We start from the raw sequence: 26,104 nt of genomic DNA, 5'->3' as shown, positions 1-26,104 counted from the left end.
CGGGGTCGTCGTTTGCGGAGCGGGCTCGGTTGTTCGGGTTGGCGCGGTCGAGTTGGGCTGATTACGATCGTTCGTTGATCAGTGCGGGTGGCGGAATATACGACCGCACAGTGAAATCGGTACCTATCAGTCCGCAGGCCCGGACGGCCCTGGGCCTGCCCGGCGACGTGGTCTCGCTGTCGCCACCGGAATTGATTCGCGCCATTCTCCTCGCGCCCGCACAGTTGCTGTGGAACGGCGGGATCGGTACCTATATCAAGGCGAGTACCGAAACCAATGCCGATGCCGGCGACAAATCGAACGACGCCGTGCGAGTGGACGCGGACCAACTGCGCGTCAAGGTGATCGGTGAGGGTGGAAACCTCGGCGCCACCGCGTTGGGTCGGATCGAATTCTGCCGCAACGGTGGAAAGATGAATACCGACGCGCTGGACAATTCCGCGGGCGTGGATTGCTCGGATCACGAGGTGAATATCAAGGTTCTCCTCGACGGTGTGGTGTCGGCAGGGGAGCTGGATATCGCGGACCGGAACCCGCTGCTCGCGGAAATGACCGACGAAGTAGCGCGGATGGTTCTGCAGGACAATATTTCCCAGAACTATCTGATGGGGATATCGCGAGCCGAATCGACGCGCATGCTCAATGTGCATCGGCGGCTGATCGCAGAACTGGAAACCAGCCGGGGCCTCGACCGCGAACTCGAGGCCTTGCCGGCCGATACCGTCCTGAAGCGCTTGCTCGAGGAAGGCTCCGGGCTGGTCTCGCCCGAACTCGCCAATCTCTTGGCCCATGTGAAACTGGCGCTGAAGGCCGATCTGCTGGCCGGTGATCTGCCCGACAGCGCGTATTTCGGCGCCCGGCTGCCCGACTATTTCCCGACCCCGCTGCGGGAACGGTTCGGTGCGGCGATCAAGAAACATCGGTTGCGCCGCGAGATCGTCACCACCATGATCGCCAACGAGGTGGTGGACTACGGCGGCCTCACCTACACCTTCCGACTCGGCGAGGAGGTCGGCGCCACCGCAACCGATACCGTTCGCGCCTTCACCGCGGTCACCGAGATCTTCGGACTGCACGGTATCTGGGCACGTATCCGGGCCGCCGATACGACTGTCGGCGTGCGCGATCAACTCGAGCTCGAAACCAAACGCACCCTGGACCGGGCGTCGCGATGGCTGCTCACCAACCGCCCGCAGCCCATTGCCGTGGGCGCGGAGATCAACCGGTATCAAGAGGGCCTCCGCGAACTGACGCCGAAGGTCCCGGGCTGGCTGCGCGGTCACCACGTCACCACACTCACCGATCACGCCGCCGATCTGGTCGCCCACGGAGCGCCGCTCGACCTGGCCACCGAGGTCTTCGGGCTGCTGCATCTGTTCCCGCTGCTCGACATTGTGGATATCGCCGATATCACCGACCGCTCCGGCGACGAGGTCGGCGCGCTCTACTACGCGCTGAACGAGCATCTCAAGATCGACTGGCTGCTCGAGGCGGTCAGCCATCTGGAACGCGGTGATCGCTGGCATGCGCTGGCCAGGCTGGCCCTGCGCGACGATATGTACAGCTCACTGCGGTCACTCACCTTGGATGTACTCTCCGGCGGCGACCCGGAGGAAAGTGCCGACGAGAAGATTGCATACTGGGAGTCCAAGAATCAGTCCCGGCTCGGCCGTGCCCGCGCGGCGCTGGCGGAACTGTTCGAGTCCGGAACCCACGATCTCGCCACACTGTCGGTTGCGGCGCGGCAGGTGCGCAGCATGGTGAGTGGGGTGGGCGCCCAATCGGAGGTACCACGGTGACGAACGCTGTTTCCCGCAACGGTAAGGACGCCGAGGTGGCCGCGGCCGCTCCGGCGTCGGCCCGCCGCTTCCATACCGCCGTACATGTGCGCTGGTCCGATATGGATGTCTTCCAGCACGTCAACCATGCCCGCATGGTGACGCTGCTGGAGGAAGCGCGTATTCCCTGGCTGTTCGAAGATGACCGGCCCACCGTCGCGCTGCGCAACGGCTGCGTGCTCGCCGATCTGCACGTCAAATACCGGGGTCAGCTGCGCCACGAGGACACACCGCTCGATATCGCCATGTGGATCGAGCAGTTGCGCGCCGTGGACTTCACCGTCGCGTACGAGGTGCGGGCCGCGGGGTCCGCGCCGGGCTCACCCGCCGCGGTCACCGCCACCACCCAACTGGCCGCTTTCGATATCGAAACGCAGCGACTACGCCGCCTCACTCGGGCCGAACGGGACTACCTGGCGCAATGGATGGACGAATGAGCACACCGCCGGTACCGATTCGATCGTGATATTCGACCAGCGGGTCCTGTCCGTACCGGACCCGGCAGAACGCGAGAACCTGGCCACGTTCCTCAACCGTGCCCAACGACTGGACCCGGCGGTGGTGGTGCGGATGCGGCGCCGCGGCGAAGGACATGTGGCCGCCTGGGTCACCACCGGGTTCGAAGCGCTCGCGACACGTACGATCGCCGCCGAACTCGGCATCGACGATGTGACGGTAGGCGCTGAGACGGTGCTGGCCGCCCTGGCCGCGCCGGGCCCGATCGACCTCGGCTACTCCGTCGACTCCGCATGGCGTGGAGCTCTGCCGCCGGCCACCGGATTCGGTCATATCGACGACCTTCCTGCCCGCACCTTGGTGGAACTGGCCGAGCGCGGGGCCGATCTGGCGAAGGAACACGGATCGAGCCACGGCCCACCGGCCTCGCTGCTCGACCAAACGGTGATCACTGTCTCCGCCGACCGGGACCAGGTCCGGATACCGATGCGGGTGGTGTTCGCACTCACCGCCATGGACTTCATTCCGCATTCCGGGGAACGAACGGAATCGAACCGGATACCCCCCAGCGAACTCGTCCGCGTCCGTGCCAGTAGCACCTGGCTCCGGCTCGATGCTCGGTACGGTTCGGTGGCGCGCCGCCGAACCGGAGGTCTGACCCTGACTCCCCGATGAGAGGCTGCGAGTGCGCGGAAACTACGCGGCGCCTTCGCCCAGATACTGGAGCCAGATCGGGTCGAGCTCGTTCACTGTGGACAGCAGACGCCAGTGCGGGCCCTTCGGGGAAACCAGGGGAGAACGCAGCGTCCAGCCGAGTTCGGTCAGTAGTTTGTCGGCCTTACGGTGGTTGCAGGGGGCGCAGCTGGCTACGCAGTTCTCCCAGCTGTGCTCGCCACCGCGGCTGCGGGGGATCACATGGTCGATGGTTTCGGCCTTGCCGCCGCAATAGCCGCAGCGGTAGCGGTCGCGCTGCATGAGGGCGGCACGGGTCATGGGGACCCGGGCGCGATAGGGGACACGCACGTAGGTGCGGAGGCGGATGACCGAGGGGATGGTGACCGCGGCGCCGGCGGAGTGCAGGACGGGGCCGGTGGGGTCGTGATGTACCGCATCGGCCTTATCGCAGACCAGCAGCACTATCGCGCGGCGGGCGGGGAGTGCGGTGAGCGGCTCGTAGGTGGCGTTGAGCAGGAGAACACGGCGTTTGAGCCAGCTGATCGATTGGGGGGAATGAAGCTTGGTGGCGGAATCGCCGCGAGAGTAGGTGGAATCGGATGCGGTATCGGAGTTGTGCCGATTGACCGCGTGATCGGACAGCAATTGCAGCGGAGGAGCCCCCGACCCACGAGCGTGGACGTCGGCGGGCTTCAGTTGTCGGTGGCGTATCGCCTCCGGTGATCGGGCGCCGGTCCGTTGCTTCATGTCGACCCCAAATTCTGCGTTTCAAGATCATGTGGTATCTCGCCGAGAGACAAGACCCAGTTGACCATGGAAAGGCCCTCGGTGCACGGTTATTTTGCACAATGGCTGGTTAACTGTCGCTGAAGCGACGCCCGAGGTCAACCGCCTCGGAAGCTGTAGATGCCGATCTCGGCGGCCGGGGTGGACCACCGAATCTGCGAACCGGGGGCTACGCGGGCACAATGGACGGCGCATCCAGCGAAACGAGAGGGTTCATGACTTCGGGTATTCCGGCTGCCGGCGATCCGTCCGGCGAACAGGCCACGATCTCCTTCTACGAGGCTGTCGGCGGGGACGAGACATTCCACCGGTTGGTGGCGGTGTTCTATCGCGAGGTCGCCGCCGACGAGGTCCTGCGGCCCCTGTACCCGGAAGAGGACCTGGGCCCCGCCGAGCGCAGGCTGCGCATGTTCTTGGAGCAGTATTGGGGCGGTCCCCGAACCTACTCGGACGAACGCGGGCATCCCAGGCTGCGCATGCGCCATATGCCCTTCGAGATCGGCCCGGTGCAGCGAGACGCCTGGCTGCGCTGTATGCGGATCGCGGTCGCCGAGATCGAACCGGAAGTCCTGGACGACGACCACCGCCGCCAGCTGCTGGACTATCTGGAGATGGCGGCGAATTCTCTGATGAACGCGGCCTGGTAAAGCGGCTGTGTGTGTGGCTGTGTTGCGGTAGTAGACCTGCGGCGCAGCCGTACACATGGGACCTACCGCAAGGTTCTCGTTGTGTTCTGACGCTGCTGGTTCGCGAAGGTTGCAAGCGGGGCAGTCGGTGAAGGTTCTGTGTTTTTTGGCGCCGCCTGCGGCGTCGCGGGTTCGGGGCCCCCTTGGTCTCGTTCTTCACTCCCGGCGCTCAGTCGCTGCGCTCCTTCGCTCTGGTCGCTCCAGAACGAGACGGGCCCCGAACCACCAACGCCGACCGACCGCATGCGGGAAACGGGGGTGGGGACGGATGCGGACGCGATAAACACACCACCAGTGAGCCGTCTACTACAGAGCATCGTCTACCTTTAGAAGGGTGAGCATTCTCGAGACAGTGGCGGTTTTCGCCGGTATCCCGCTGGGGATCTACCTCATAATCGCTGGTTTGTCGTATCTCGGTAAGCCGCTGCCCGGTGAGAAGCCGGTTCACTTCGATATGAGCAAGAAGTGGACCGCCGCTCCCGTGCTGTGGAGTGCTACCGATGAGGTCACCGGGCACGGTCACTCCTATGACGCCGGTGAGTCGTCGCATGGGGCGCATGCGGCTTTCGACGCCCTCGAATCTCCCAAGGAAGCACTGATCGGAGGCCGGGCAAGTGGCAAGTACTAATTGGCCGGCGGTGGTCGAGTCCGACCTGCCGCACGGATACGCGTTGACCAGCAGTGGCCGGGTGTCCGGGGTGCACGAGGCCGGTGGCGTGTTCAAAGAGGCGCCGTTCGACAACAACGAGCGGCTCGCCGTGGACAACGTGCTTACCGAGGCCACCCGGGCGACCAAGGTGCGGTTCAACATCTATATCGGTGATCTCGGCCCCGATGCCGGTGCCGCGGTGGACGCGCTGTTCCCCACCACTCCGGAGGCGGCGCGTTCGGTGCTCATCGCCGTTTCCCCGAACGACCATTCCGTCGAGGTTCGCTCCGGTAAGGATGTGGCCGATCGTGCCAACGACCGGGTGTGCCAGCTCGGGGTCACTGCCGCGCTCAGTTCGCTGCGGCAGGGTGAACTGATCGACGGGCTCATCTCGGCGGTCCGGGTGATGGCGGCGGCCATCGGCCGCTGACAGCACCTATCGCGGGAGCGCTCGCTACCGACGACAACGGCGCGTCCACCAGCTGGTGGACGCGCCGTTGGCCGTTTCAGGTCAGGAGATATCGAAGGCGCGGGCGCGCAGTGAACGTTCGATACCGGCTTTACCTTCGCTGACCAGGCGTCGCAGCGCCGGCGGGTGATCGGCGGCCAGGAAAGCGTCGGCGCGGGCCACCGCTTCCTCGCTGATCGCCCAGGCCGGGTAGAGGCCGATCACCACGGTTTGCGCGACCTCGCTGGATCGGCGTTCCCAGACCGCGGGGATTTCCTCGAAATACCTCTGCACGAAGGGCAGCAGCAGCATGTCCTGGCCCGGCTGGGCGAAACCGTTGACGATCGAGCGAGCCGTGATGTTGGGCACCGTATCGTCGCCCAGCACCTTGGCCCAGGCCGAGTCTTTTACCTGGGCGATCGGGCGCGCGGTGGCCGCGGCGGCCGCCTGTCGCCGGCCCGCGGCGGTTTCGTCGTTGCGCAGTTCGGCGTCGATGGTGGGGGTGTCCGGGCCGTCGGCGTCGACTTCCCCGGCGGCGGCGAGCGCGGTGAGCAGCCGCCAGCGCAGGTCGGTGTCCACGGTCAGTCCGGAAAGGCCGACACCCGCGGGGTCGCCGTCGAGCAGTTCACGCAGGACCTCGGTATGCCAGGCGGACAGTTTCGCGCCGGTGAGCGCGTTGACGAAGGCCAGTTGGTGGTCCGAGCCGGCTTCGGCTTCGCGGGCCAGTTCCAGTAGCCGGTTCGCGTAGTCCTGCCAGCCGGTGGTTTCGGCCCATTCCGGGTCGGCGTAGCTGCGCAGCGTCGTATTGGCCTGCATGAGCAGCCGTTGCACCACCCCGATCTCGGATTCCGCGCCGATGCCACGCTGGACCAGCGCGACGAAATCACGGGCCCGGAATTCGGCCTGCCGGGTCATCTCCCAGGCCGCCGACCAGGCCAGGGTCCGGGGCAGCGGTTCGGCGATATCGGCGATGCGGTTCACCAGGACATCGAGCGAATCGGCGTGCAGGCGCACCGAGCAGTAGGTGAGGTCGTCATCGTTGACCAGTACGAACTTGCCACGTGGTACGCCGATGAGGTCGGCGACCTCGGTGCGCTCCGCGGCCGCGAGATCCAGTTCCACCCGCTTCGTGCGGACCAGTTTGCCGTCCTGATCGTCGTAGATGCCGACGGCCAGCCGATGTACTCGTTGTTCACCGGCGCCGGGCGCGGCGCCTTCCTGAATCACCGCGAACGAGGTGAATTTGCCGTCGGCGTCGACCTCGAAATCGGGTCGCAGGATGTTGAGGCCGGTGGTCTTGAGCCACTGGGCGCCCCAGCCGGACAGATCGCGTCCGGACGATTTCTCCAGGGCTGAAAGCAGGTCGTCGAAGGTGGCGTTGCCGTAGGCGTGGTCGGCGAAATAGGCGCGCAGCCCGGCGAGGAACGGTTCCAGCCCGACATAGGCCACGAGCTGTTTGAGCACGCTCGCGCCTTTGGCGTAGGTGATGCCGTCGAAATTCACCTCCACGGCGGCCAGATCCGGGATATCGGCGGCGATGGGGTGGGTGGAGGGCAGCTGGTCCTGCCGGTACGCCCAGGATTTCTCGACATTCGCGAAGGTGGTCCAGGCGCTGGTGTATTCGGTGGCCTCGGCCTGGCACAGGACGGAGGCGAAGGTCGCGAACGATTCGTTCAGCCACAGATCGTCCCACCACTTCATGGTGACCAGATCGCCGAACCACATATGTGCCATCTCGTGCAGCACGGTTTCCGCGCGCCGCTCGTAGGACGCCCGGGTGACCTTGGACCGGAAGACGTAATCCTCGAGGAAGGTCACCGCGCCCGCGTTCTCCATGGCGCCCGCATTGAATTCCGGGACGAACAGCTGGTCGTACTTACCGAAGGCGTACGGCACACCGAAGTTCTTGTGGTAGAAGCCGAAACCCTGTTTGGTCTCGGTGAAGAGACGATCGGCGTCCATATATTCGGCGAGTGAGGAGCGGCAGTAGATCCCGAGCGGGATGCTGCCGTGATCGTCGGTGTAGGTATCGGTCCATACCGCGTACGGACCGGCGATCAGCGCGACCAGATAGGTGCTCATGAGGGGCGTGGTGGCGAACGTGTGCCGGCTGCCTTCGGCGGTGCCCGCGCCGTTGGAGATGACCTTCCAGTCCGCCGGAGCGGTGACCTCGATATCGAAGGTGGCCTTGAGGTCGGGCTGGTCGAAGCAGGCGAACATCCGTTTGGCGTCGGCGGTCTCGAACTGGGAGTACAGGTAGACCGCGTCGTCGGCGGGGTCGACGAACCGGTGCAGGCCCTCGCCGGTATGCGAGTACTCGCAATCGGCCTCCACCACCAGCTCGTTGCGTTCGGCCAGATCGGGCAGGGTGATCCCGGTCGATTCGTCGTAGTTCGCGATATCGAGGGGTTTGCCGTTCAGGACAGCAGACCGGACGCCGCGGGCGACGATATCGACAAACGTGCGCGACCCCGGTTTCGCGGTGAAGGTGACCGCACTGCGCGAGGAGAACGTCTGCTCACCCGGTTTTCCCGCCCCGTCTGTGAGGTCGAGTTCGATGCGGTAGTTCTCGACCGAGACGACGCCGGCGCGTTCGATCGCCTGTTCGCGGGTGAGGTTCGGTGCGGACATCTGGCTCCTTCGAGGACACAGTGGTGCGGGCACGGGCGCTGTCCACAATGCCACGTCGGTAAGGTTGCTTGCGCTGGAGTGAAGTGACGGCGTAGCCAATCGACCAGAGGATCGGAGCCATAACGTGAAGCATGTGCACGCCGGAAAGGTGCGTGACCTCTACACCGACGGTGACACCCTGCTTTTCGTCGCCTCGGATCGGGTCTCGGTCTACGACGTGTCACTGCCCACTCCGATCCCGGACAAGGGTGCGCTGCTGACACAGCTGTCCAACTGGTGGTTCGAGTTCTTCGCCGATATCCCGAATCATGTGCTGTCCACCACCGATGTGCCGCCGGAATTCGCCGGCCGGGCGATCCGGGTGAAACCGTTGAAGATGGTGCTGGTGGAATGCGTGGCCCGCGGGTATCTGGTGGGGTCGGGGTGGAAGGACTACCAGCGCACCGGTGCCGTCTCGGGTATCCGGCTGCCCGCGGGGCTGCGGGAAGGTGACAAACTGCCGGAACCGATTTTCACCCCGACCACCAAGGTCTCCGATACCGGCCACGACGAACCCATGACCTTCGAGGATGTAGTCGCGCAGGAGGGCAGCGAGGTGGCTACCCGCCTGCGCGACCTGACACTCGATCTGTACACCCGTGGCGCGGCCTATGCCGCCGAGCGTGGCGTGATCATCGCCGATACCAAGGTGGAATTCGGTTGGGACGGCGATGTTCTGACTCTCGGCGACGAACTGCTGACATCCGACTCGTCCCGTTTCTGGCCGGCCGCCGAATGGGAGCCGGGCCGCCCGCAGCGTTCGTTCGACAAGCAGTTCGTCCGAGACTGGGCCACCTCCACCGGCTGGGACAAGGAACCACCCGGTCCGGAGATACCGGCGGATATCGTCGCGGCGACGAGGGGTAAGTACGTCGAGGCCTATGAGCTGATCACCGGCGAAACCTGGTGAATCTGTACGCCGTCCCGGCCCACCTGCCGTGGATCGCGTACTCAGAGTGGAACCGAGGTATCCGCCAGCCGGTCCGGGTCGACCGGGTCGCCGGAGAGGATCAGCTCGTTGATCCGGTCGCCCGCATCCCACACGTTCACATTCATTCCGGCCAGCACCCGCTGCTGGGGGTCCAGCCAGAACGCGATGAATTCGCGCCCGGCGAGGTCACCGCGCACGACCACCCGCTCGTAGTCGCCCGGCGCGGCGAAACCGGTGTACTCCATGCCGAGGTCGTATTGGTCGGTGAAGAAGTAGGGGAGACGGTCGTAGGAAGCAGCCTTGCCGAGCATGGTCCGGGCGGCCACCGCCGGCTGGTTCAACGCGTTCGCCCAGTGCTCCACGCGGATCCGCCGTCCTAGCACTGGATGCTCCTGGTCGGCGATATCGCCGACCGCGACGATATCGGGGTCGCTGGTTGTCAGCCCCGCATCGACGAGCACTCCGGTACCGGTCAGCAGCCCCGACGATTCCGCGAGCCCGAGATTCGGCCGCGCTCCCACTGCGACGAGTACGGCGTCGGCTTCGAACTCGGTGCCGTCCTCGAGCCGGACTCCGCTCGCCCGGCCGTCGGAAACGGTGATCTGCTGGACCTGCGCCCCGAATCGCAGATCGACACCGTGTTCCCGGTGCAGGCCGGCGAACACCTCGCCCATCTCGGGGCCCAGCGCGCCCAGCAGCGGACCTGACGCCGACTCGACAACAGTCACCATTACCCCGGCCGCGCGGGCCGCCGCCGTGATCTCCAACCCGATCCACCCCGCTCCGATGACCAGCAGGCGGTGCGCGGTGCCGAACAGTTCGAGCAGCGCGTCGGACTCCTCGACAGTGCGCAGGGTGTACACCCCCGGCGCATCGGCCCCGGGAACGGGTAGCGGCCGGGAGGCGGCACCGGTGGCAAGGGCGAGCCTGTCGTAGGCCAGTGTCGATCCATCCGGCAGGCCGACCGTGCGGGCGCCCCGGTCCACGGCGGTGACCTCGGTACCGAGCAGCAACTCCACATTGTGGTCCCGGTACCAGGCAGCGTTGGCCACGGTGAACTCGTCGAGTGTTTTCTTCCCGGACAGGTACTCCTTGGACAGCGGCGGACGTTCGTAGGGGAGCCGGTCCTCCGCGCCGATCAGGGTGATGTGACCGTCGAAATCGTTGCCGCGCAACTCCTGTGCCAGTTTCGCACCGGCCAGTCCGGCCCCGACGATCACGAAATGCTGTGCAGATGTCATGGATGCCACTCCCTTGTCGTGAGTTGTTCCAGCGACGATCCGAACTCTGCCGCCAGCCTACTGATCGAGTTCCGGGCGATCGGGAACGAAAACACCGCCGCCGGGGTTGCTCGGTACAGCGCTCGTCTACGACCTAGGGAGAGGAACCACTCGTGACCCAACCGGCCGAGAAAAAAGACCTTGCCGAATTCTGGTTCGACCCGCTGTGCCCGTGGTGCTGGATCACCTCCCGCTGGATCCTCGAGGTCACGAAGGTGCGCGATATCGACGCCCGTTTCCACGTGATGAGCCTGGCGGTGCTCAACGAGGGACGTGATCTACCGGACGGATATCAGGAGCTGATGGCGAACGCCTGGGGTCCGGTGCGGGTCGCGATCGCGGCCGCGCAGAAGCACGGCGACGAGATCCTGCCGGCGCTGTACACCGCGATGGGCACCCGGTTCCACGACCGCCGGGCCGAGTACGAGCAGGACGGGGACACACGGGCGACCTTCACCGCGATCGTCGCCGACGCGCTCGCCGAAGTCGGGTTGCCGGCCGAACTGGCCGCCGCGGCGGATAACGGCGACTACGACGAGGCGCTGCGAGTCAGCCACCACGCCGGAATGGACAAGGTCGGACCCGACGTCGGTACGCCCACCATCCACGTCAACGGCATCGCGTTCTTCGGGCCGGTGCTGTCGCGGATCCCGCGCGGCGAGGAGGCGGGCAAACTGTGGGACGCCGTGGTGACGCTCGCCGCGTACCCGCATTTCTTCGAGCTCAAGCGCACCCGCGACGAGAACCCGCAGTTCGACTGACTGTCGCGGTCACGATTCCGGCCGGCCGGAATCGTGACCGCTGGATCAGAGCGGAGTTTTCGACAGGGTGACCGAATTCCCGCCGGGAGCTCCGGGAGGCGGCGGTGGCGGGGCGAACCGCGGTGGTCCGGGACTGGGCCGCCAGAACAGCCGGCCGTGACTGCTGCGGTCGCGTAGTGCCCACATCCGCCAGGTCAGGACGGGATGTGAGGCCACGGCGTTCACGATCCAGACGAAGAAGCCGCGTTCCTGAGCCGCCCGGTCGGCCATCTCGTCGAATCCCACGAGGGTGTTCAGATATTTGCCGGCCGCCAGCGTGCCCATCGCGGCGGGGGCGCCCTGCGGGCGGTGGCAGTAGCCGTGATTATCGGCCGTGTACTCCTGCGAGCGGATCAGGGAATTACCGAGGATGGGCAGGAACGGCACCAGGAACATGCCCAGCTGCCGCCAATACGATGCGTGCCCGGCCGCGATATGGCCGACCTCGTGACCGATGACGAAGGCCAGCGCGTCGGGCTCCCGGGCGGCGCCGCTGATCTCGAACATATCGCTGTAGACCACGACGTACCGCCGGAACCCGTGGCCGGAGGCGAAGGCGTTGATCTGGCCGTTGCCGAGCACGACATAGGCATCCGGCGCGGCGGCCATACCGAACCGGGCCGCCGCCTCCTGCACCATCCGGTACCCCTCGGGGAACTGGGTCGGCGACATTTTCACCCCGTTGACCCGCTGCCGCGAGAAGTTCATACCGCGGCCGAACCAGATCAGCAGCGGTGCCGCCACCAGGATCAGGACATACTCGTTGACCGCGCCGAGGATCAGCAGCAGAAAAGCGAGCAGATACGCCACCCCGGTCAACAGCACCACCACGACCAGCAGCGGGATCTCCCAGCTGTGCCGTGCGGGCATCCCGAACGGCGATAGCCCGCGCGGCTCGTGCGCCGGCCCCGGCGGCGGGGGATATCCGGCGGGGAAGGGGGCCGAGGCGGCCGGGCGGTCGGTGAGCCACGGGTAGGGCCCGGGCTCCGGCGGGTTCACGGGCCAGCTGGGACCGGATCCGGACGGGTGCTGAGGGTCGTGCGGCTGCATACCCCAGACTCTAAGCCCAGCTACGCATCGGCTCCGGCCGTCGCGGACCGCGGGAGGGCCTCGCCGGACGGTACCGGTCGGGTAGGCCGGCCGCTGTGCCGCCCGCCGTCACGGCCCGATATCCGGCCTGACACAATCGCGGCATGCGCGTATACCTGGGTGCCGATCACGCTGGTTTCGAATTGAAGAACGCTGTCAAAGACCACCTGGAGCAGGCCGGTCACGAGGTCGTCGACTGTGGCGCCCTCGTCTACGACGCTCTCGACGATTACCCCGCTTACTGCATCGAAGCGGCCCGTCGCACCGTCGCCGACCCGGGCAGCCTGGGTCTGGTCTTCGGCGGCAGCGGTAACGGTGAGCAGATCGCCGCCAACAAGGTGCCCGGCGCGCGGTGTGCGCTGGCCTGGAGCGTCGAAACCGCCCGTCTGGCACGCGAACACAACAATGCCCAGCTGATCGGTATCGGTGGCCGGATGCACTCCCGGCAGGAGGCACTCGAGATCGTGGATGCCTTCCTGGAGACCGCGTGGTCGCAGGAGGAGCGGCACCAGCGCCGGATCGATATCCTCGCCGCCTACGAGAAGTCCGGCGAACCCCCCGCGCTGCCGGCCGACTGAGACGCGAGACCCGGGTGCCGGAAGGTCATACCCTGCACCGTCTCGCGCGCCGGCACGATCGGCGACTGGCCGGTGCGGTGGTGCGGGTGTCGAGCCCGCAGGGAAAGTTCGCCGCGGGCGCGTCCCTGGTGGACGGCCGGACGATGGTGCGGTCACAGGCTTGGGGTAAACATCTGCTGCACGAGTACGAAGGCGAGGTGTTCGTCCATATCCACCTCGGGCTGTACGGGACGTTCACCGAATCCGCGCTGCCGATGCCGGAGCCGGTGGGGCAGGTGCGGATGCGGATGTCGGGGCCCGGGCGCGACGGGGCCGGGTTCGGCACCGATCTGCGCGGGCCCACCGCCTGCGAGATCCTGACCCCGCCGGAGGTGGCGGCGCTCGTCGCCCGGCTCGGACCCGATCCGCTGCGGTCCGACGCCGATCCGGACCGAGCATGGGCGCGGATCCGGCGCTCTCGGCGCAGTATCGGCTCCTTGCTGATGGATCAGCGGGTGATCGCCGGGGTCGGCAATGTCTACCGGGCGGAAGTGCTCTTCCGGCACGGTATTTCGCCGGCCCGGCCGGGCACCGGGATCACCTCGGACGAATGGTCGGCACTGTGGGCCGATCTGGTCGACCTGATGCGGGTGGGGGTCCGTCGCGGGAAAATGCACGTGGTGCGGCCCGAACACGATCACGGTGCGCCGTCCTACGCGCCGGACCGGCCCCGCACCTACGTCTACCGGCGGGCCGGTGAAGCATGCCGCCGCTGCGCGGCGCCGGTGCGCAGCAGCGTGCTGGAAGGCCGGAACCTGTTCTGGTGCGCCGACTGCCAGCCGGACTGAGCTCGCCCGCTCAGCCCGCCACGGCGGCGCTGATCTCGCCGCCGCCGGGTTCGGCGCCGACATACCTGCGGCCGCCCGCGGTTTTCGCCGAGTACATGGCCTGATCGGCGCGACGTAGCAGTTCGGCGAGCTCGCTACGGTCCTCCGGCGGCGAATAGGTGGTGCCGACACTGGCCGATACCGGTACCCGCCCGGCCGACGACCACACCGAATCGTTGAGTGCGAGCACGATATCGGCAGCGAGTTCCGCGACGTGGTTGTCCGCCATACCGGCCGCCAGGACGAATTCGTCCCCGCCGTACCGGCACACCACGGCCCCTGCCGGCGCCACTTCGCGTAACCGCTGCGCCAATTCGACCAGCACCTCGTCGCCCACCGCGTGGCCGTAGTTGTCGTTGATCTGCTTGAACCGGTCGAGATCCACCACCAGCAGGCCGATACCGCGCTCCGGGTGCTCGGCCATCATCCGGACCCGTTTACGCAGCAGGGTCCGATTGGCCAGCCCCGTCAGCGCGTCGTGGGTGGCTTCGTATTCCAGCCGCTGCTGGAGTGCGGCGAATTCGCGGACCCGCTGTGTCGCTTCGTCGGAGAAGTTCTTCTTCTGCTGTGCGAGGGCCAGCTCTTGTAGCGCCTGGGCGTAACTGTCGATGGCCTGGCTGGCCACCAGCGGCCATTGGGTCGCCACCAGGGATCCGCGTGGACCGGCCGGGAAACCCAGCAGGGTGCGGGTCACCAGGGCGAGCATCCGGACCTGGTGCAGCGGCTCGGCGCACAGGCGCGCGCCGAGCCGGCGGGCCGCACGGATCGGGAACGGATCGGAAACCGTGAGCTCGAGCAGCTGCTCGAGGATTTCGACGAGAACGGGTTCGATCTCCGCCGCCGTGATATCGGCATCGGGCTGGGAGCCGGCTGCGAGCGCCCATTCGCGGGCGGTCGAGTGAACGGGCGGCCGGTGCTCAGCAGCCATCGTGATCACCGGCGGAGGACATCGTCGCGCCGCGAGCGCTCGGCTCGGACGCCGGGCCGACCCGGCTCTGTCGTACTGCTGTGCGGATGGTCCACCTTGTCGGGTGCACGCCACCGCCCCCTTTCCAGATACCCCGTCCGGCAAGAAGATCGTAGCAAGATGGTGGGGCCCGGAGACCTGCGTTCTAGAACAAGTTCTCGAACCCCGGAACAACAGCAATCTCTGGCGTATCGCGAGGGAAACCGTCGGCGTTACACACTTTTTCGTAAATTCTTCGCGCCGGAGTCCGTGGCCGGGACCGGTCCCGCGGGCGGCCGGCTCACCGGGAACCGGGGCTGATTGGCGAAAGCAAAGCGCCATTGGGTACAGTCGCACATGCACACGACAACGTGGCGATGCCATCGGTGCCGTATGTATGCGGGTGTAGTTCAATGGTAGAACCTCAGCCTTCCAAGCTGATGGTGCGGGTTCGATTCCCGTCACCCGCTCCGACCGGAAAACACCCCCTGCCAGGGGGTAGTACGGGGTGTGGCGCAGCTTGGTAGCGCACCCGCTTTGGGAGCGGGTGGTCGCAGGTTCAAATCCTGTCACCCCGACAGTTCCCGCCGATACGGCCCACTCGGATGACGGATTCAGCTGCGTGAGCGGGACGGTTGTTTATCGTTGGGGGCCGGGCTCGGTGGCGCTATCTGCGGTCGGGCGCTGGGGAGTTCGGCACGGCGGCCGAAGGCCTGGTCGACGAGTTCCGATGCGGCCCGGGTGACGATCAGGCGGGCGATGGCCAGATCCGTTTCCAGTTTCGTGCGGTCCTTCGGATTCCGCTCGGACTGCTCATAGGACTGCCCGGCCAGCACATAGAAGATCTCGGCGGCGTAGCGGTCGGCTATCCGGTCGCAATCCGAACGCATCCGTTCGACCAGGTGGAACGTCGCGGCGGCGGGGAGGCCGGCATCGGTGAGCCGGGTGGCCAGATCGCTGCAACGCGGGTTGGTGACCCGGTAGACATCGATCGGGTCATCGCTGGCGGCCAGCGCCTGCTGGACGTATTCGGGCAGCTCGTGGACCGGTTCCTCCGGTTCGGGCGGAGGTGGGCCGGGGGGCGCCGATCGACCGGGTGTGCTGGTGGTCTGGTCGGTGACGCCCAGGACATCGGCCAGGCCGTCGCCACGGTCCCAGGCCGACAGCAGCTCCCGGATACCGTTGAGTTTCATGCCGCGACCCAGTAACCGGCTGATCGTCTGCAGGCGGTTCAGGTGATCCGATCCGTAGTAGCCGATCCGGCCACGGACGTCGGGCGAGGGCAGCAGCCCACGCTCATGGTAGACGCGGACGCTGCGCACGGTGGTTTCGGCGGCCCGCGCCAACTCGTCGATCGTGAACTCGGATTCGGCAGGCATACCTATAGGAAACCACATTCGGGACCGTAGATAAACGGTCCGTAACCAAACGAACCGATAACTGACGGCTTAAAGATTGTGAAATGCCTGTCAACGTCCCGTTACTTAACGGCACAAGGCCTTGCTTCTGAGCCCTCCGGTGTTCTACCGTCGTGATACAGCTGACATCAGCTGGTTTCCGGGGACTGTTGAGCAGCCCTGACGATCCGCCCGACCAACGGGACACGTACCGGTACCCCCGGCGTGCCCTCGGCAGTTCCGGAGACGGTGATGAGCACAATACAAATGCGGTCGATGAACGTGGTTCTGCCTGGGACTACGAACCATTCGCGGGTTACCGCGCCGCCCCTTTCCGCACCGGTCAAATCGGTGCAGCGCCCGCCCTGCGCGGAGGTTCCGGACAGCTGGGATCTGGATTCCGGTACCCCGGACGCCTGGCAGTCTGCAGTGCATACTTGCTATGGCTGTCCGTTGTTCGAACAGTGCAAGCGACTGGCGCAGACACTTATCGAGCGTGGCGATGCACCACGAGCCATGATCTGGGCGGGTGTCGCCTACGACAACTCGGGCAACGTCATCGAGAACCTCGACCGGCACCGGACCGCCCCGATCGATCACAAGCGCCCGATGCGCATTATCCGTAACGGTCCGCGCCCGACGGCGCACGGCACGGCGGTTTCCGGTGCGCCCAAACGGCATATCGTGCTCGGCCGCCCGCTTCGGCCGACGGGGACAGACGCTGTCTGACTATGCTGCGGGGGCAAATGCGGATCTAGCTCTGGTGGTGCGTAGATGACAATCCTGGCGTTGGAGATCGGCCCGACCCGGCTCGCCGGAATCGAGATCGCCGACGACGTCGGTTCCGACCGGGTTCGGCAGATCCCGGTACCCGAGCAGGATGCGTGGGGCGAACTGCGGGAACTGCTGCTCACAATTGCGGCGGGGCGGGATGTCGTCGCGGTCGGGATCGCCTCCAACGGGCCGATCGATATGGCCGCGGGGGTGGTCGCGCCGGCGCAGGTCCAGGAGTGGCAGTCCGGGTTCCCGCTGGTGGAATCGGTGCAGAAACTCTTTCCCGCGGCCACTGTGGCATTGGCGCTGGACGGTGTGTGTCTCTCGCTGGCGGAGCGGCATTTCGGCGCGACCCAGGACGTGATGGACTCGCTCGCGATCCACGTCGGGGAGACTGTGGTCGGCGGGGTCATGGTCGGCGGTTTCGTCGTCGTCGGGCGGACCGGTAATGCCGGTCAGATCGGGCATGTTCTGGTTCCCGGCTACGACGATCCGTGCGACTGCGGGGGGCGCGGCTGCCTGGAATCCGTGATCGGCGCCGCGGCGCTGACGAAATGGGCTCAGCGGCAAGGGTGGGGCGGAAATTCGATCGCCACGCTGGTCGCGGACGCGGAGTCCGGGGACCGTATCTCGGTCGCGGCGCTGGAACGGGCCGGCACCGCGCTGGGACGGGCCATCGCTTCGGTGGCGCCTTTGCTGGATATCGACCGGGTTGCCGTCGGCGGCCCGATCGCCGCCGCCGGTTCCGTGCTGTGGAAGCCGTTGCAGAACGCGATAGCGATGCATGCCAGGCTCCCGTTCCTGACGGGACTGCGTGCGATGCCCTCCGAACTGGAGGATCTGGGGCTGCTGGCCGGAGCCGGGGTTATCGCGCTGACCTCGCAGGGAGAGTGATCCACCGGTAGCGCGGGCCCCGGCCGGGTGGTCGCTCATCTGTTCGCGTGAGGCGCAGCCGACCGGGGGTCGCCGGGGTAAAGTTCGTCGGATGAATTGCCGAGGATTAGCGATCTCGGCCGTTACCGTTGTGGCGAACTGCTCCCGGGTGCGGCTTTCGGTGCGGGCAGGTGACCGAAAGGCCGAATCGGGCGCGCCGTCAATGGTTCCCGTCTTATTGCCGGATCGGGCATCTTCGAGTACTGCGCCGAGGTGGCCTTATATCACTCTCAACCCACTGTTGAACGTACCGCTGCGCAACGGTACATTATGTTCTGCGGCTGTTGTCTCGATCTCGACGGAGGCATGCACCGCGCAACAGTTGGACGCACGCGATGAGAGGGCGCAGTGATCCCCTGGGTGACGGTCGAAACTTTGGCGCCGGAAGGATTCTCGGTCGCGTCGGTCGGGGACACCGCACGTGAGTTCGCCGATTGGCGGCGCGTATTGCAGCGGCAGCTGGCTCGAACGCCGGCACTGTACGACGGTCTGAGTACTCGCGATATCACCGAGGCTCTCCGTGCCTCCATCGAGGGCTCGGTCGATGTGGATACGACCGTCGCGACACGTTCGGGGCCGCACCGGTTGATGGTGCGTCCGGTGTTCGGGCCCGGTGGCGAGGTGCACGCGGTGCGCTGGTGGGCCGGGCCGGAAAAGGGGCCGGTCCCGCCGTTACCCGCGGCGGTCGGTGTGAGCTGGGACCTGGATACCCAGACCCTGGCGCAGCCCAGTGGGATCACCGCGCTGTCGGGTATCGCGCCGGAGGAATACGTCCCGCGGATGTCGATCGCCGAATTCTTCCACCGGGTCTCGGCTTTCGACCGGCACGCGGAGGTGCTGGATCTGCTCTACCGCCCCGTTCCCGGCGACAAACTGCAATTCGAGGTCTCCGTGCTGCACAACGCCGGCCGCGCCACGCGGTGGCGGATCACGGTACGGGCGCGCGATGACGTGATCATGCGCGGTGCGTCGTGGCTCATCGAAGACATCACCTCGGAGGACGGCCCGGCCGTCTGGCCGACATTGGAGAGCGTCGGACTGCGGGAGGCGCACCGGCGAGCCGGTAACCATCTCGCGGTCGTACAGCTGGCGCACACCAGTATTTCCCACTGGCTCACCGACCCGGCGCCCTGGATCCGGTGGGACTATCTGTTCCGGCCGGTCGATGCCTTCCACCCCGACGACCGGGTCCGGCTGGTGGAAGTCGGTTCCCGGGTCCGGTCCGGAGAAAGTGCCGGGGTCACGGTGCGGGCGCTGAACTATGCCGGCGGTTACACGCCGACCTCGCTGCTGCTCTACCCCTATCCCGGATTCTCGAATCGGGAGCTGGCCATCGCCCAGCTGGTACGGGTGGCCGACGATATCCCCATGGTGGAACCGGAGCCGACCGACCTGGCGGCCCTGGGCACCCCGATCGGATACGACGATCAGCTTCGATACCGGCTGGCGGGTCGGTTGCGGCACAGCACGGTGTCCTGATCGGTGCGCCCCCGTAGTCGCCCCGCGGATCCCCGATTCCCCATATATGGGAAGGGATCTCCGGCCGGCTGCCGGACCGCTCTTTACCATTTCCAGAGTGAGGACCGGGGCACCAGGACGTGCGGATTCAGGCGAAGCGCTGCTTCGCCAGATGGCCGCGCGGCGCCGCCGGGACAATATTCTCGTGCTCGTCCTGGCCGTCCTCGCGGTTCTTGGTGGGGGACATGCGGTTTACAGCTTCTTCGCACCCGACCCCGAACCCCCGGGCGACGAGTCGATGGTCGCGATCACCGGGCACGAACGGCTGGCCGGTTCGTTCGCCGAGGATTTCGTGGTCGCTTATCTGAGCGCCGGATCCGGGCAACAGGACACACTGTCGCGCTATATCGATGGATCGAAGCAGATATCACTCCCGAAAACCGGACAGCAGGTCCGTGACCCGATCGTCGTCTACACGACCCGAACGCTCTCGGCCGGAAACGTCGAGGTCTGGTCGGTGACGGTGTCCGTCCGGAACGGACGAAGCCAGGCCGATACCGCGCGTCAGTACTACCGAGTGCCGGTCTCGGTGTCGGAGGGAAGCCTGCGCGCCCTGGCCCTGCCCGCCGCGGTGGAGCCACCGGGCGTGGGTGCCGATCTGGAGCAGGCATATTCGGCACCGTGCGGGCAGGAGACGGCGTTCACCCAGGTCGCCACCGGATTCCTCACCGCCTACCTCACCGGATCGGGCGATGTCGCGCGCTATGTGAGCGTCGATTCCGGAATCGCGGCGCTGCGCCCGGCGCCGTTCACCGAACTGAGCACGGTGGAGGTCACCGCCGAGGACTCCGCGTGCGGCACTGCGGGAAACAATGCGCGCGTACTTGTCACCGTGACCCCCAAAGGACCGGCGGGGGCCACTCCGCCGCTGGCCTATCCGCTGACCATGGTCCGTGGCGAGGGGCAGTGGCAGGTGCGTGCGATCGAGACACTGCCGGCCCTGAAGGAACCACTCACTGCCGTCGTGCCCCAAGGAGAGCAAACCGGCCCGGCGCCCGGCGCCACGACCGGCCCGACCACGACCGTGCAGATACCGCCGGCCACCCAGAACTGACGTGAGGCGACCATCATGAGCAATCTCAGCAATATCCTCTACGGCGTTCTCGTCTTCGTCCGCTGGGCGGGCCTGATCCTGATCACCATCGTGTCGATGGGGGTATTGATCGCGGAGGCGGCGAAATCCAAACTGTCCCCGGCGAAGATTCTCGGCGTCGCGGGATCGGCGATCCTGGCGGCCGTGCTGTTCTGGATGCTGCCGACACTGGTGAACTACGCCCGTAGCGACGCGAACACGATCGTGCCGGATCACCCCGTCGGAGGCGGTTATCAGTGACCCAGGTGATCAAGGTCTTCACCCCGGTCAAACGTGTACCCACCATGATCGGCAAGGCCCAGAACGGCCAGAAGCTGCCGTTCGGGCCTTACACTTTACCCCAGGTGGCCGGGGTCGCGATCGGTTTGATTCTCACCGGAGTCGGCTCCATGACCTTGCCGATGAATCCGGCGATCACCTTCCTGGCCGGATTGGCATTGACCGTCATGCTCGGATTCGGGCTCGGCTTGATCCCTTACACGGGTGTGCGGCTGTTCTCCCGGGTGGTGTGGTTCGCGCGATTGATCTTCTATCCCAAACCGGTACTCGCCTCGGGCATTCCGGTCACTCCGGAATCGGCCCGGATCACCATGTTCGTCGAGGAGACGATCGTGGCGATACTGCCGCACGAGCCACCGGCCGGGAACGCCCGGGATGAGCGGGGGGCCAAGCGCGGCCGTCAGCCCCTGGAAACGCTGAGTGCCAGCCGTTTCATGCGGCGAGTGCAGGTCGTGGAATCCGGATCGCCGGCCGGCGGATCGCCGGATTCGGGGCTCATGATCAACGGTAACGGCGAGCGGCCGGCAAGCGGAGAGGGAGGCTGATGGGGTTCAACCGGGATCTGCAGCCCACGGCAGCCATTCGCGGACATCTCCAGTTCACCCATACCGGGTTGGTCACCGCGACCTACTTCATCACTCCGCTCGGCTACGGATTGCGCAAGTCCGGCGATAAGCAGGACGTCAAACTCGCGCACCACTCCCTGATCAACAACCTGCCCAACGGTTCGCTGCTGTTGGGAATCCAGGCCCGGCAGAACACGATCGATGTGCTGGGCAAAATGGTCGAGGGCGTGGACCTCGACGAATGCGCGGACTATGCCGACGAAGTGTTCGCCTCGTATGAGCGGGTGCGCGCCATCTCCCCGCAGACCCGTATCTTCCTTCTCTCGATTCCGGTGGGCACCGCCAACACCAGCGGGATCTCAGCTCTGTCCAGGATGTGGCGCGGCAGTACGACGACGATCGACGCGACGGCTGTCTCGCGGGCGGAACTGGACGGCTACGAGGAAGAGGCCAACACGATCCTGTCCCGCATCGGCGGGGATTTCGATCCGGTCCCGGTGCCGGCGGCGATGTTCCAGTGGCTGTGGGAGCACTATCTGGCTCGCGGCGGCGTCGGCGAACCGGTCGCGCCCACGCGGGCCGGTGCCTTGGACGATGCGACCGCCGCGGTGTTCAAATCCGCCGCTCTCGACGAAGGGGCACGCGCCGATTCCCAGCGGCGGCTGCGGCCCTCGTTCGTTCCGGTGATCAAGGTCGTTCAGCCGGACAGCGGTTATCGGCCCTCCTACCAGTCGATGCTCACGCCGCGTTCGTTCCCCTACGGGGGCATGATGTTTCCCGGTGGCAGCGAGTTCCTGACGGTGATCGACGGTCTCGGCGACGTCACCGTCGACTGGGGGATGCGGATCTCCAGCAAACCCGCCGACCAGGTACTCAAGGCCAACGAGGTGAATCTGCGCCGGCTCGGCGAACAGATGGACCAGCGTGATCAGGAGATCTCGTTCGCGCAGAACACCCTCATGTCCAAAGCGCAGATGCTGGGCGAGTACAACCAGCATTTCGAGGTCAACGGCGGGGAATCGGAGGTTTCGTTCACCACGGTGATCGCGGTCGGCGGATCCTCACGGGACGACACCATGGACGCGGTGAACACGCTGCGCCGCCGGTACAAGCGGTTCCAGGTGGAGCTGGCCGCCCCGGTCGGAGCGCAGGTGGATCTGTGGTCGCTGCTGGTGCCCGGTAGCCCGTCGCGGCGGGCGTTCGACGATTTCGCCCATATCGTGCCCTCCGATATGTGGGCCGGATTCGTACCGTTCACCACCAGCCAGATCGGTGACGACAGCGGTCCGGTGATCGGTATCAATCTGCTGTCCGGACATTTCGAGCCGATCCACTTCGGCATCATGGAAGCCGCGCTGCACGATCTGTCGGCATCGTTCGCGGTCACCGGCGAACTGGGTTCGGGTAAGTCGTACTTCCTGAAACTCATGGCCGTACTGGTGCACGATATGGGCGGGCAGTTCCTCGCCATCGACCGCAGTCAGGTCGGCGAATGGGAGCATTTCGCCTCGGCCATCGACGACGCGGTGATCATCGACCTGGCCGAACCGAGGGTATCGCTGGATCCGCTGCGCCTGTTCGATCCCCGAGTCGCCGGGGAGCGTGCCCTGGACTCCGTCCTGCCGCTGCTGGATCTGTCCCCGACCTCGGGAACGGGCGCTGTCATCAGCAATCTGCTCTCGCCCCGGGGGATCGAGGAACACCGGATCACCAGTCTGCTGGACCTGTTCCGGGTCGTCTGCCGGTTGCGCGATCAACCCGGGGCGATGGAGGAATACGCCGATCTCGCCGCCCGGCTGGGCACGATCGTGGAGCGGGTACCGGTGCTCTTCGATCCGAACCTCGCGCCGATCCGGCTCGACGCCGCGGCGACCGTGGTGCGCAGTCACCGGCTGGCGCTGCCGACCGCCGAGGAACTCACCACCCCGCACCTGTACAACCGGCTGCCGCTGACCAAACGGCTCGGCACCGCCCTGTACGAACTCGTCGGGGTGACGGCGCGGGAAGCCTTCCTGTCCGATAACGGCCGTTTCGGGTTGCTGGTCGGCGACGAGGCGCACCATTTCACCCAGACCCAGGTGGGGTCGGCGGTGACCTCGGACTTCAGCCGGGACGGACGTAAACACCTGGCCGCGATCGGGTTGGCGTCGCACGATCCGGCGACCGACTTCCAGGGTGCCGCGCACAACCTGATCCCGAACCGATTCGTCTTCCGCCAGCGTGACGAGACGCTGGCGCGCAACAGCCTGGAATGGCTGGGCGTGGATCTGGAAGAGGCGCCGTTCCTGTTGCAGGCCCTGCGTGAGGAGACCTCGCCTCCGGTGGGGGCGGGACGGCAGGTACCCGTGGAACGGCGCGGTGAGATGTTCATGCGGGACGCGCTGAGCCGGATCGGGCGGGGCAAGGTGCTCGGTCCGGCCCGGGCGGATCGCGCCGAGGCCATCACCAGCACCCCGACGGTCACCTCGAAGGCCGACCGTATGGAGCCCGAAGTGGTGCGATGAGCAGCCCGTCGCCGGAGGATGCCGCTCGGTCCCGGTTACGAACGAAAATCGTGCTGGGTGTTATGGCGCTGGCGTGCTGCTGTGGCGGTCTGCTGGCCGCGCTCGTGCCCGCGGGCTCGGTGATCGCGCTGGGGAAGAAGGACTTCCAGGCCCAATGCGATATCGCGCTCGGCACCTCGCCCGGAGCGACGCCGACGTCTACGACCAGTCCGAGTCCTACTTCGCCCTCGACCTCGACCTCGGACGCGCCGATCGCCAACCCCTACGCGGCGCTGAAGATCGATCCGGATGACCCGGACTTCACCGAGCGCGACCGGAAGTGCGCCTCGGCGATGCGGCTGGCGCCGCGCCAGGACCAGCCGTTGAGCCGGCCGAATACCGGCGCCGCCGCCACATGCGCGGCCGATCTCGCGCTGCGGTATCCCGAAGCCGGTGGTACGGCGCAGATGGCGGATTACGTCCGGGATGTCGTATACAGCGCGTCCGCCTTCGCCGCGACCCGGCGCTGTGAACCGACCCGGGCGCCGGGGGCGGTCGCGGAGGAGAGCTGCGGTGATCCGACAAAACGTGCCCCGGCGGTGGTACTTCCGGAAACCGTGGCCGAACAGGCGTATTGCGGGAAACTGGTCGATCCGGCCGCGGCTTCGCCCGGTGATCTGGTGTTCTGGGAATACCGCGACGACGCCGCGACCCGGGCCGGGGTCGCGTTGAGCCCGGACGAACTGGTCACGGTGGACGGTGGGAAATTCGTGCGGCTGACCATTCCGGATGGTGCCGAGATTCAGATCAAACGGGTACTCGGGGAGGATTCGTGACCAGCGCGGAAACCGGGCCGTACTTCCCTCCGGACGCAGAGGTCGACGGCGAGGAGCCGGTCGACGGGGCGGCCGGGGCAGAGACGCCGGTCGGTATCGGAGTACCCAGGCGTTGGGGCGGCGGCCCGAACAACGGCGCGCCCCAGGGCATGCCGACTGCCCCCTCGAATCATGCGGCGCCGAACACCACAGCGACGCCCGTATCCAATACCGCGCCCGCGCCTACCGCCGCCGGTCCCACGCCGAGTTCCGCGGCGCCCGCCGGTCCCGCCGCTCCGCCGGCGCCTGGCGCACCCGTCGCCGCTAGTCCGGCCACGGCGCCGGCGACCGCGCCGGCCCAGCCCACCGGGCAACCGCCGCCCGCTCCGCCGCCCGCTGACCAGGGCGACGATCGCGAAGCAGATCCACTCGTGGATCCCGAGATGCTCGCGAAGATGGCGCCGATGGCCATGATGGCCGGTTCGGCGTTGTTGCCGATGATCGGTTCCGCGCTCTCCGGATTGATGAGCGGCGGTGCCGGATCGGGCGGTGGTGCCGCACCCGGCGAGGAGGTCGCCGGGGCAGGTATGACACCGGATGCCCAGCAGGCGATGAAGGCGCTGAAAAAGCTGGAATCGGTGTACGGCGAAGGGGAGCCCACCGAACCCGAAACGAAGAAGCTGCGTGAGGAAACCGACGGGTCGAAACCGGCCGGTTCGGGCGAGGGCGCGGCGATGATCAAGGCGAAACGGCTGTACCAGAATAATTCCGCCGGTGCGTTCAACAATCTCGACAAGCAGCTCGCGACCTACATCACGGGTGTCGCGGGATCGAACAAAATCGACAAAGGTGCGGTGCGCACACTGCTGAAGAGCGTGAACGAGGCCTTGGCCGAGCTGGGTCCGACCGCCTACACCAAAGAGGGTCAGCAGAAGGTCCGCAAGATCCTGACCGCCGCACTGAAGGCCGCCCACAAGATCGTGTCCGGTGGTTCCGCGAACAACGGTGATGCCGCTTCGGCGATCAACCAGCTGACGAACCAGTACCTCTACAACATTCTGGGCAAGGAACTTCCCGGCGGAGTGAAATTCGCGGCTTCGAAGGCGACGGCGACGGCGGAAGGCGGCTCGAAAAGAGCGCAATTCGCGCTGAAGACCGCCCTTGCCCAGATCGGTGACCCGTACGTATGGGGAGCCGAGGGCCCCGGCAGTTTCGACTGTTCCGGACTCACCCAATACGCGGCCCAGAAAGCGGGAGTGAATATCCCGCGTACCGCCGACGAGCAGTTCCGGAAGCTACCCCGGGTGAAGCCCGGCGATATCCAGCCCGGAGACCTCATCTTCCCGGAGAACAGCTACAAGAACGGTGAGATGGGGCATGTGATGATGTACATCGGCGACGGGAAATGTGTCCACGCGCCGAAGCCGGGCAAAGATGTCACCACCACGTCGCTGCCCGACAGTTACGCGGCCGGCCGGATCGCCTGAACGACTGCCGGGCTTCTATCGGGCAAGCCGGGACCCGTGCATCCGGCCACCACAGGTGAGG

25 protein-coding genes and 2 tRNA genes are annotated in these 26,104 nt (G+C 66.4%); 21 read left to right on the top strand and 6 right to left on the bottom strand.

Translation table 11 applies throughout. The features are described from left to right. The 3 genes from ABZ827_RS28840 to ABZ827_RS28830 form a co-directional block, all read left to right on the top strand. Positions 1-1,799 (top strand): NAD-glutamate dehydrogenase domain-containing protein (locus tag ABZ827_RS28840; protein ID WP_357243325.1); only part of this gene is annotated, 1,799 nt, incomplete at its 5' end. Positions 1,800-1,834: 35 nt separating this feature from the next. Continuing rightward, entirely contained in the window at positions 1,835-2,275 is a 441-nt protein-coding gene (locus ABZ827_RS28835) for a thioesterase family protein (protein ID WP_357243331.1), read from the top strand. A 25-nt stretch (positions 2,276-2,300) separates the two neighbouring features. Next, positions 2,301-2,969: a hypothetical protein gene (locus ABZ827_RS28830; protein WP_357243323.1), complete on the top strand. Its 669-nt coding sequence runs from the start codon at positions 2,301-2,303 to the stop codon at positions 2,967-2,969. A 21-nt stretch (positions 2,970-2,990) separates the two neighbouring features. Here the strand turns inward: ABZ827_RS28830 and ABZ827_RS28825 are convergent, their stop codons facing one another. Then, positions 2,991-3,716: an HNH endonuclease gene (locus tag ABZ827_RS28825; protein ID WP_357243320.1), complete on the bottom strand. Its 726-nt coding sequence runs from the start codon at positions 3,714-3,716 to the stop codon at positions 2,991-2,993. 254 nt (positions 3,717-3,970) lie between these two features. Between ABZ827_RS28825 and ABZ827_RS28820 the strand changes: the two genes are divergently transcribed. The 3 genes from ABZ827_RS28820 (at position 3,971) to ABZ827_RS28810 (ending at position 5,520) form a co-directional block, all read left to right on the top strand. Beyond that, on the top strand, positions 3,971-4,402 hold the full coding sequence (locus tag ABZ827_RS28820) for a globin (protein WP_357243317.1): 432 nt from the start codon (positions 3,971-3,973) through the stop codon (positions 4,400-4,402). Positions 4,403-4,775: 373 nt separating this feature from the next. Continuing rightward, positions 4,776-5,069, top strand: a complete 294-nt coding sequence (locus ABZ827_RS28815) for a hypothetical protein (protein ID WP_357243314.1) — start codon at positions 4,776-4,778, stop codon at positions 5,067-5,069. Next, on the top strand, positions 5,056-5,520 hold the full coding sequence (locus tag ABZ827_RS28810) for a DUF5130 domain-containing protein (RefSeq protein WP_357243311.1): 465 nt from the start codon (positions 5,056-5,058) through the stop codon (positions 5,518-5,520). Before ABZ827_RS28815 ends, ABZ827_RS28810 begins: the two co-directional genes overlap by 14 nt. Positions 5,521-5,601: 81 nt before the next feature. Here the strand turns inward: ABZ827_RS28810 and pepN are convergent, their stop codons facing one another. Next, positions 5,602-8,169 (bottom strand): aminopeptidase N, encoded by a 2,568-nt coding sequence (gene pepN / locus ABZ827_RS28805; protein ID WP_357243308.1) that lies wholly within the window; start codon positions 8,167-8,169, stop codon positions 5,602-5,604. A 124-nt stretch (positions 8,170-8,293) separates the two neighbouring features. Here pepN and ABZ827_RS28800 point away from each other — a divergent pair, with 124 nt between their 5' ends. Continuing rightward, positions 8,294-9,118 (top strand): phosphoribosylaminoimidazolesuccinocarboxamide synthase, encoded by an 825-nt coding sequence (locus tag ABZ827_RS28800; RefSeq protein WP_357243304.1) that lies wholly within the window; start codon positions 8,294-8,296, stop codon positions 9,116-9,118. A 41-nt stretch (positions 9,119-9,159) separates the two neighbouring features. Here the strand turns inward: ABZ827_RS28800 and ABZ827_RS28795 are convergent, their stop codons facing one another. Then, positions 9,160-10,380, bottom strand: coding sequence for an FAD/NAD(P)-binding oxidoreductase (locus ABZ827_RS28795; RefSeq protein ID WP_357243301.1), 1,221 nt, complete (start codon positions 10,378-10,380; stop codon positions 9,160-9,162). Positions 10,381-10,532: 152 nt separating this feature from the next. Here ABZ827_RS28795 and ABZ827_RS28790 point away from each other — a divergent pair, with 152 nt between their 5' ends. Next, positions 10,533-11,180, top strand: coding sequence for a disulfide bond formation protein DsbA (locus tag ABZ827_RS28790; RefSeq protein ID WP_357243298.1), 648 nt, complete (start codon positions 10,533-10,535; stop codon positions 11,178-11,180). Positions 11,181-11,225: 45 nt separating this feature from the next. On the opposite strand, the gene ABZ827_RS28785 is transcribed toward ABZ827_RS28790, so the two are convergent. Next, complete coding sequence (locus ABZ827_RS28785; protein ID WP_357243328.1) at positions 11,226-12,089, bottom strand: M48 family metallopeptidase; 864 nt, start codon at positions 12,087-12,089, stop codon at positions 11,226-11,228. Between the two features lie 323 nt (positions 12,090-12,412). Here ABZ827_RS28785 and ABZ827_RS28780 point away from each other — a divergent pair, with 323 nt between their 5' ends. Beyond that, positions 12,413-12,886, top strand: a complete 474-nt coding sequence (locus ABZ827_RS28780; RefSeq protein WP_357243295.1) for a ribose-5-phosphate isomerase — start codon at positions 12,413-12,415, stop codon at positions 12,884-12,886. 14 nt (positions 12,887-12,900) lie between these two features. Beyond that, on the top strand, positions 12,901-13,713 hold the full coding sequence (locus tag ABZ827_RS28775) for a DNA-formamidopyrimidine glycosylase family protein (protein ID WP_357243292.1): 813 nt from the start codon (positions 12,901-12,903) through the stop codon (positions 13,711-13,713). Positions 13,714-13,723: 10 nt separating this feature from the next. Here the strand turns inward: ABZ827_RS28775 and ABZ827_RS28770 are convergent, their stop codons facing one another. Then, on the bottom strand, positions 13,724-14,680 hold the full coding sequence (locus ABZ827_RS28770; RefSeq protein ID WP_357243289.1) for a diguanylate cyclase: 957 nt from the start codon (positions 14,678-14,680) through the stop codon (positions 13,724-13,726). Positions 14,681-15,097: 417 nt separating this feature from the next. Between ABZ827_RS28770 and ABZ827_RS28765 the strand changes: the two genes are divergently transcribed. Together ABZ827_RS28765 and ABZ827_RS28760 are read left to right on the top strand one after the other, a co-directional pair. After that, positions 15,098-15,168 (top strand) — tRNA-Gly (locus tag ABZ827_RS28765). Between the two features lie 34 nt (positions 15,169-15,202). Then, positions 15,203-15,276, top strand: a tRNA-Pro gene (locus ABZ827_RS28760). Positions 15,277-15,312: 36 nt separating this feature from the next. Here the strand turns inward: ABZ827_RS28760 and ABZ827_RS28755 are convergent. Beyond that, complete coding sequence (locus tag ABZ827_RS28755) at positions 15,313-16,077, bottom strand: MerR family transcriptional regulator (protein ID WP_357243286.1); 765 nt, start codon at positions 16,075-16,077, stop codon at positions 15,313-15,315. Positions 16,078-16,347: 270 nt separating this feature from the next. Between ABZ827_RS28755 and ABZ827_RS28750 the strand changes: the two genes are divergently transcribed. The 9 genes from ABZ827_RS28750 (at position 16,348) to ABZ827_RS28710 (ending at position 26,043) form a co-directional block, all read left to right on the top strand. Next, positions 16,348-16,824, top strand: a complete 477-nt coding sequence (locus ABZ827_RS28750; protein WP_357243283.1) for a hypothetical protein — start codon at positions 16,348-16,350, stop codon at positions 16,822-16,824. 45 nt (positions 16,825-16,869) lie between these two features. Further along, complete coding sequence (locus ABZ827_RS28745; RefSeq protein WP_357243280.1) at positions 16,870-17,763, top strand: ROK family protein; 894 nt, start codon at positions 16,870-16,872, stop codon at positions 17,761-17,763. A gap of 399 nt (positions 17,764-18,162) precedes the next feature. Continuing rightward, the gene (locus ABZ827_RS28740) at positions 18,163-19,281 is read left to right on the top strand and encodes a GAF domain-containing protein (RefSeq protein ID WP_357243277.1); all 1,119 of its coding nucleotides are present in this window, start codon (positions 18,163-18,165) and stop codon (positions 19,279-19,281) included. 97 nt (positions 19,282-19,378) lie between these two features. Next, complete coding sequence (locus ABZ827_RS28735; RefSeq protein ID WP_357243274.1) at positions 19,379-20,374, top strand: conjugal transfer protein; 996 nt, start codon at positions 19,379-19,381, stop codon at positions 20,372-20,374. A 15-nt stretch (positions 20,375-20,389) separates the two neighbouring features. Continuing rightward, on the top strand, positions 20,390-20,653 hold the full coding sequence (locus tag ABZ827_RS28730) for a hypothetical protein (RefSeq protein ID WP_357243271.1): 264 nt from the start codon (positions 20,390-20,392) through the stop codon (positions 20,651-20,653). Next, positions 20,650-21,237, top strand: coding sequence for a hypothetical protein (locus ABZ827_RS28725; protein ID WP_357243268.1), 588 nt, complete (start codon positions 20,650-20,652; stop codon positions 21,235-21,237). Before ABZ827_RS28730 ends, ABZ827_RS28725 begins: the two co-directional genes overlap by 4 nt. Further along, complete coding sequence (locus ABZ827_RS28720; RefSeq protein WP_357243266.1) at positions 21,237-23,762, top strand: ATP-binding protein; 2,526 nt, start codon at positions 21,237-21,239, stop codon at positions 23,760-23,762. The genes ABZ827_RS28725 and ABZ827_RS28720 overlap by 1 nt, the downstream gene beginning before the upstream one ends. Beyond that, the gene (locus ABZ827_RS28715; protein ID WP_357243263.1) at positions 23,759-24,577 is read left to right on the top strand and encodes a hypothetical protein; all 819 of its coding nucleotides are present in this window, start codon (positions 23,759-23,761) and stop codon (positions 24,575-24,577) included. Before ABZ827_RS28720 ends, ABZ827_RS28715 begins: the two co-directional genes overlap by 4 nt. Then, complete coding sequence (locus ABZ827_RS28710) at positions 24,574-26,043, top strand: NlpC/P60 family protein (protein ID WP_357243260.1); 1,470 nt, start codon at positions 24,574-24,576, stop codon at positions 26,041-26,043. Before ABZ827_RS28715 ends, ABZ827_RS28710 begins: the two co-directional genes overlap by 4 nt. Positions 26,044-26,104 lie beyond the last annotated feature (61 nt).

It is taken from the genome of Nocardia sp. NPDC019395, assembly GCF_040632335.1.
GTDB lineage: Bacteria > Actinomycetota > Actinomycetes > Mycobacteriales > Mycobacteriaceae > Nocardia.
The sequence above is the reverse complement of the archived record's forward strand: the minus strand, read 5'-3'. Positions and strand labels throughout refer to the sequence as shown.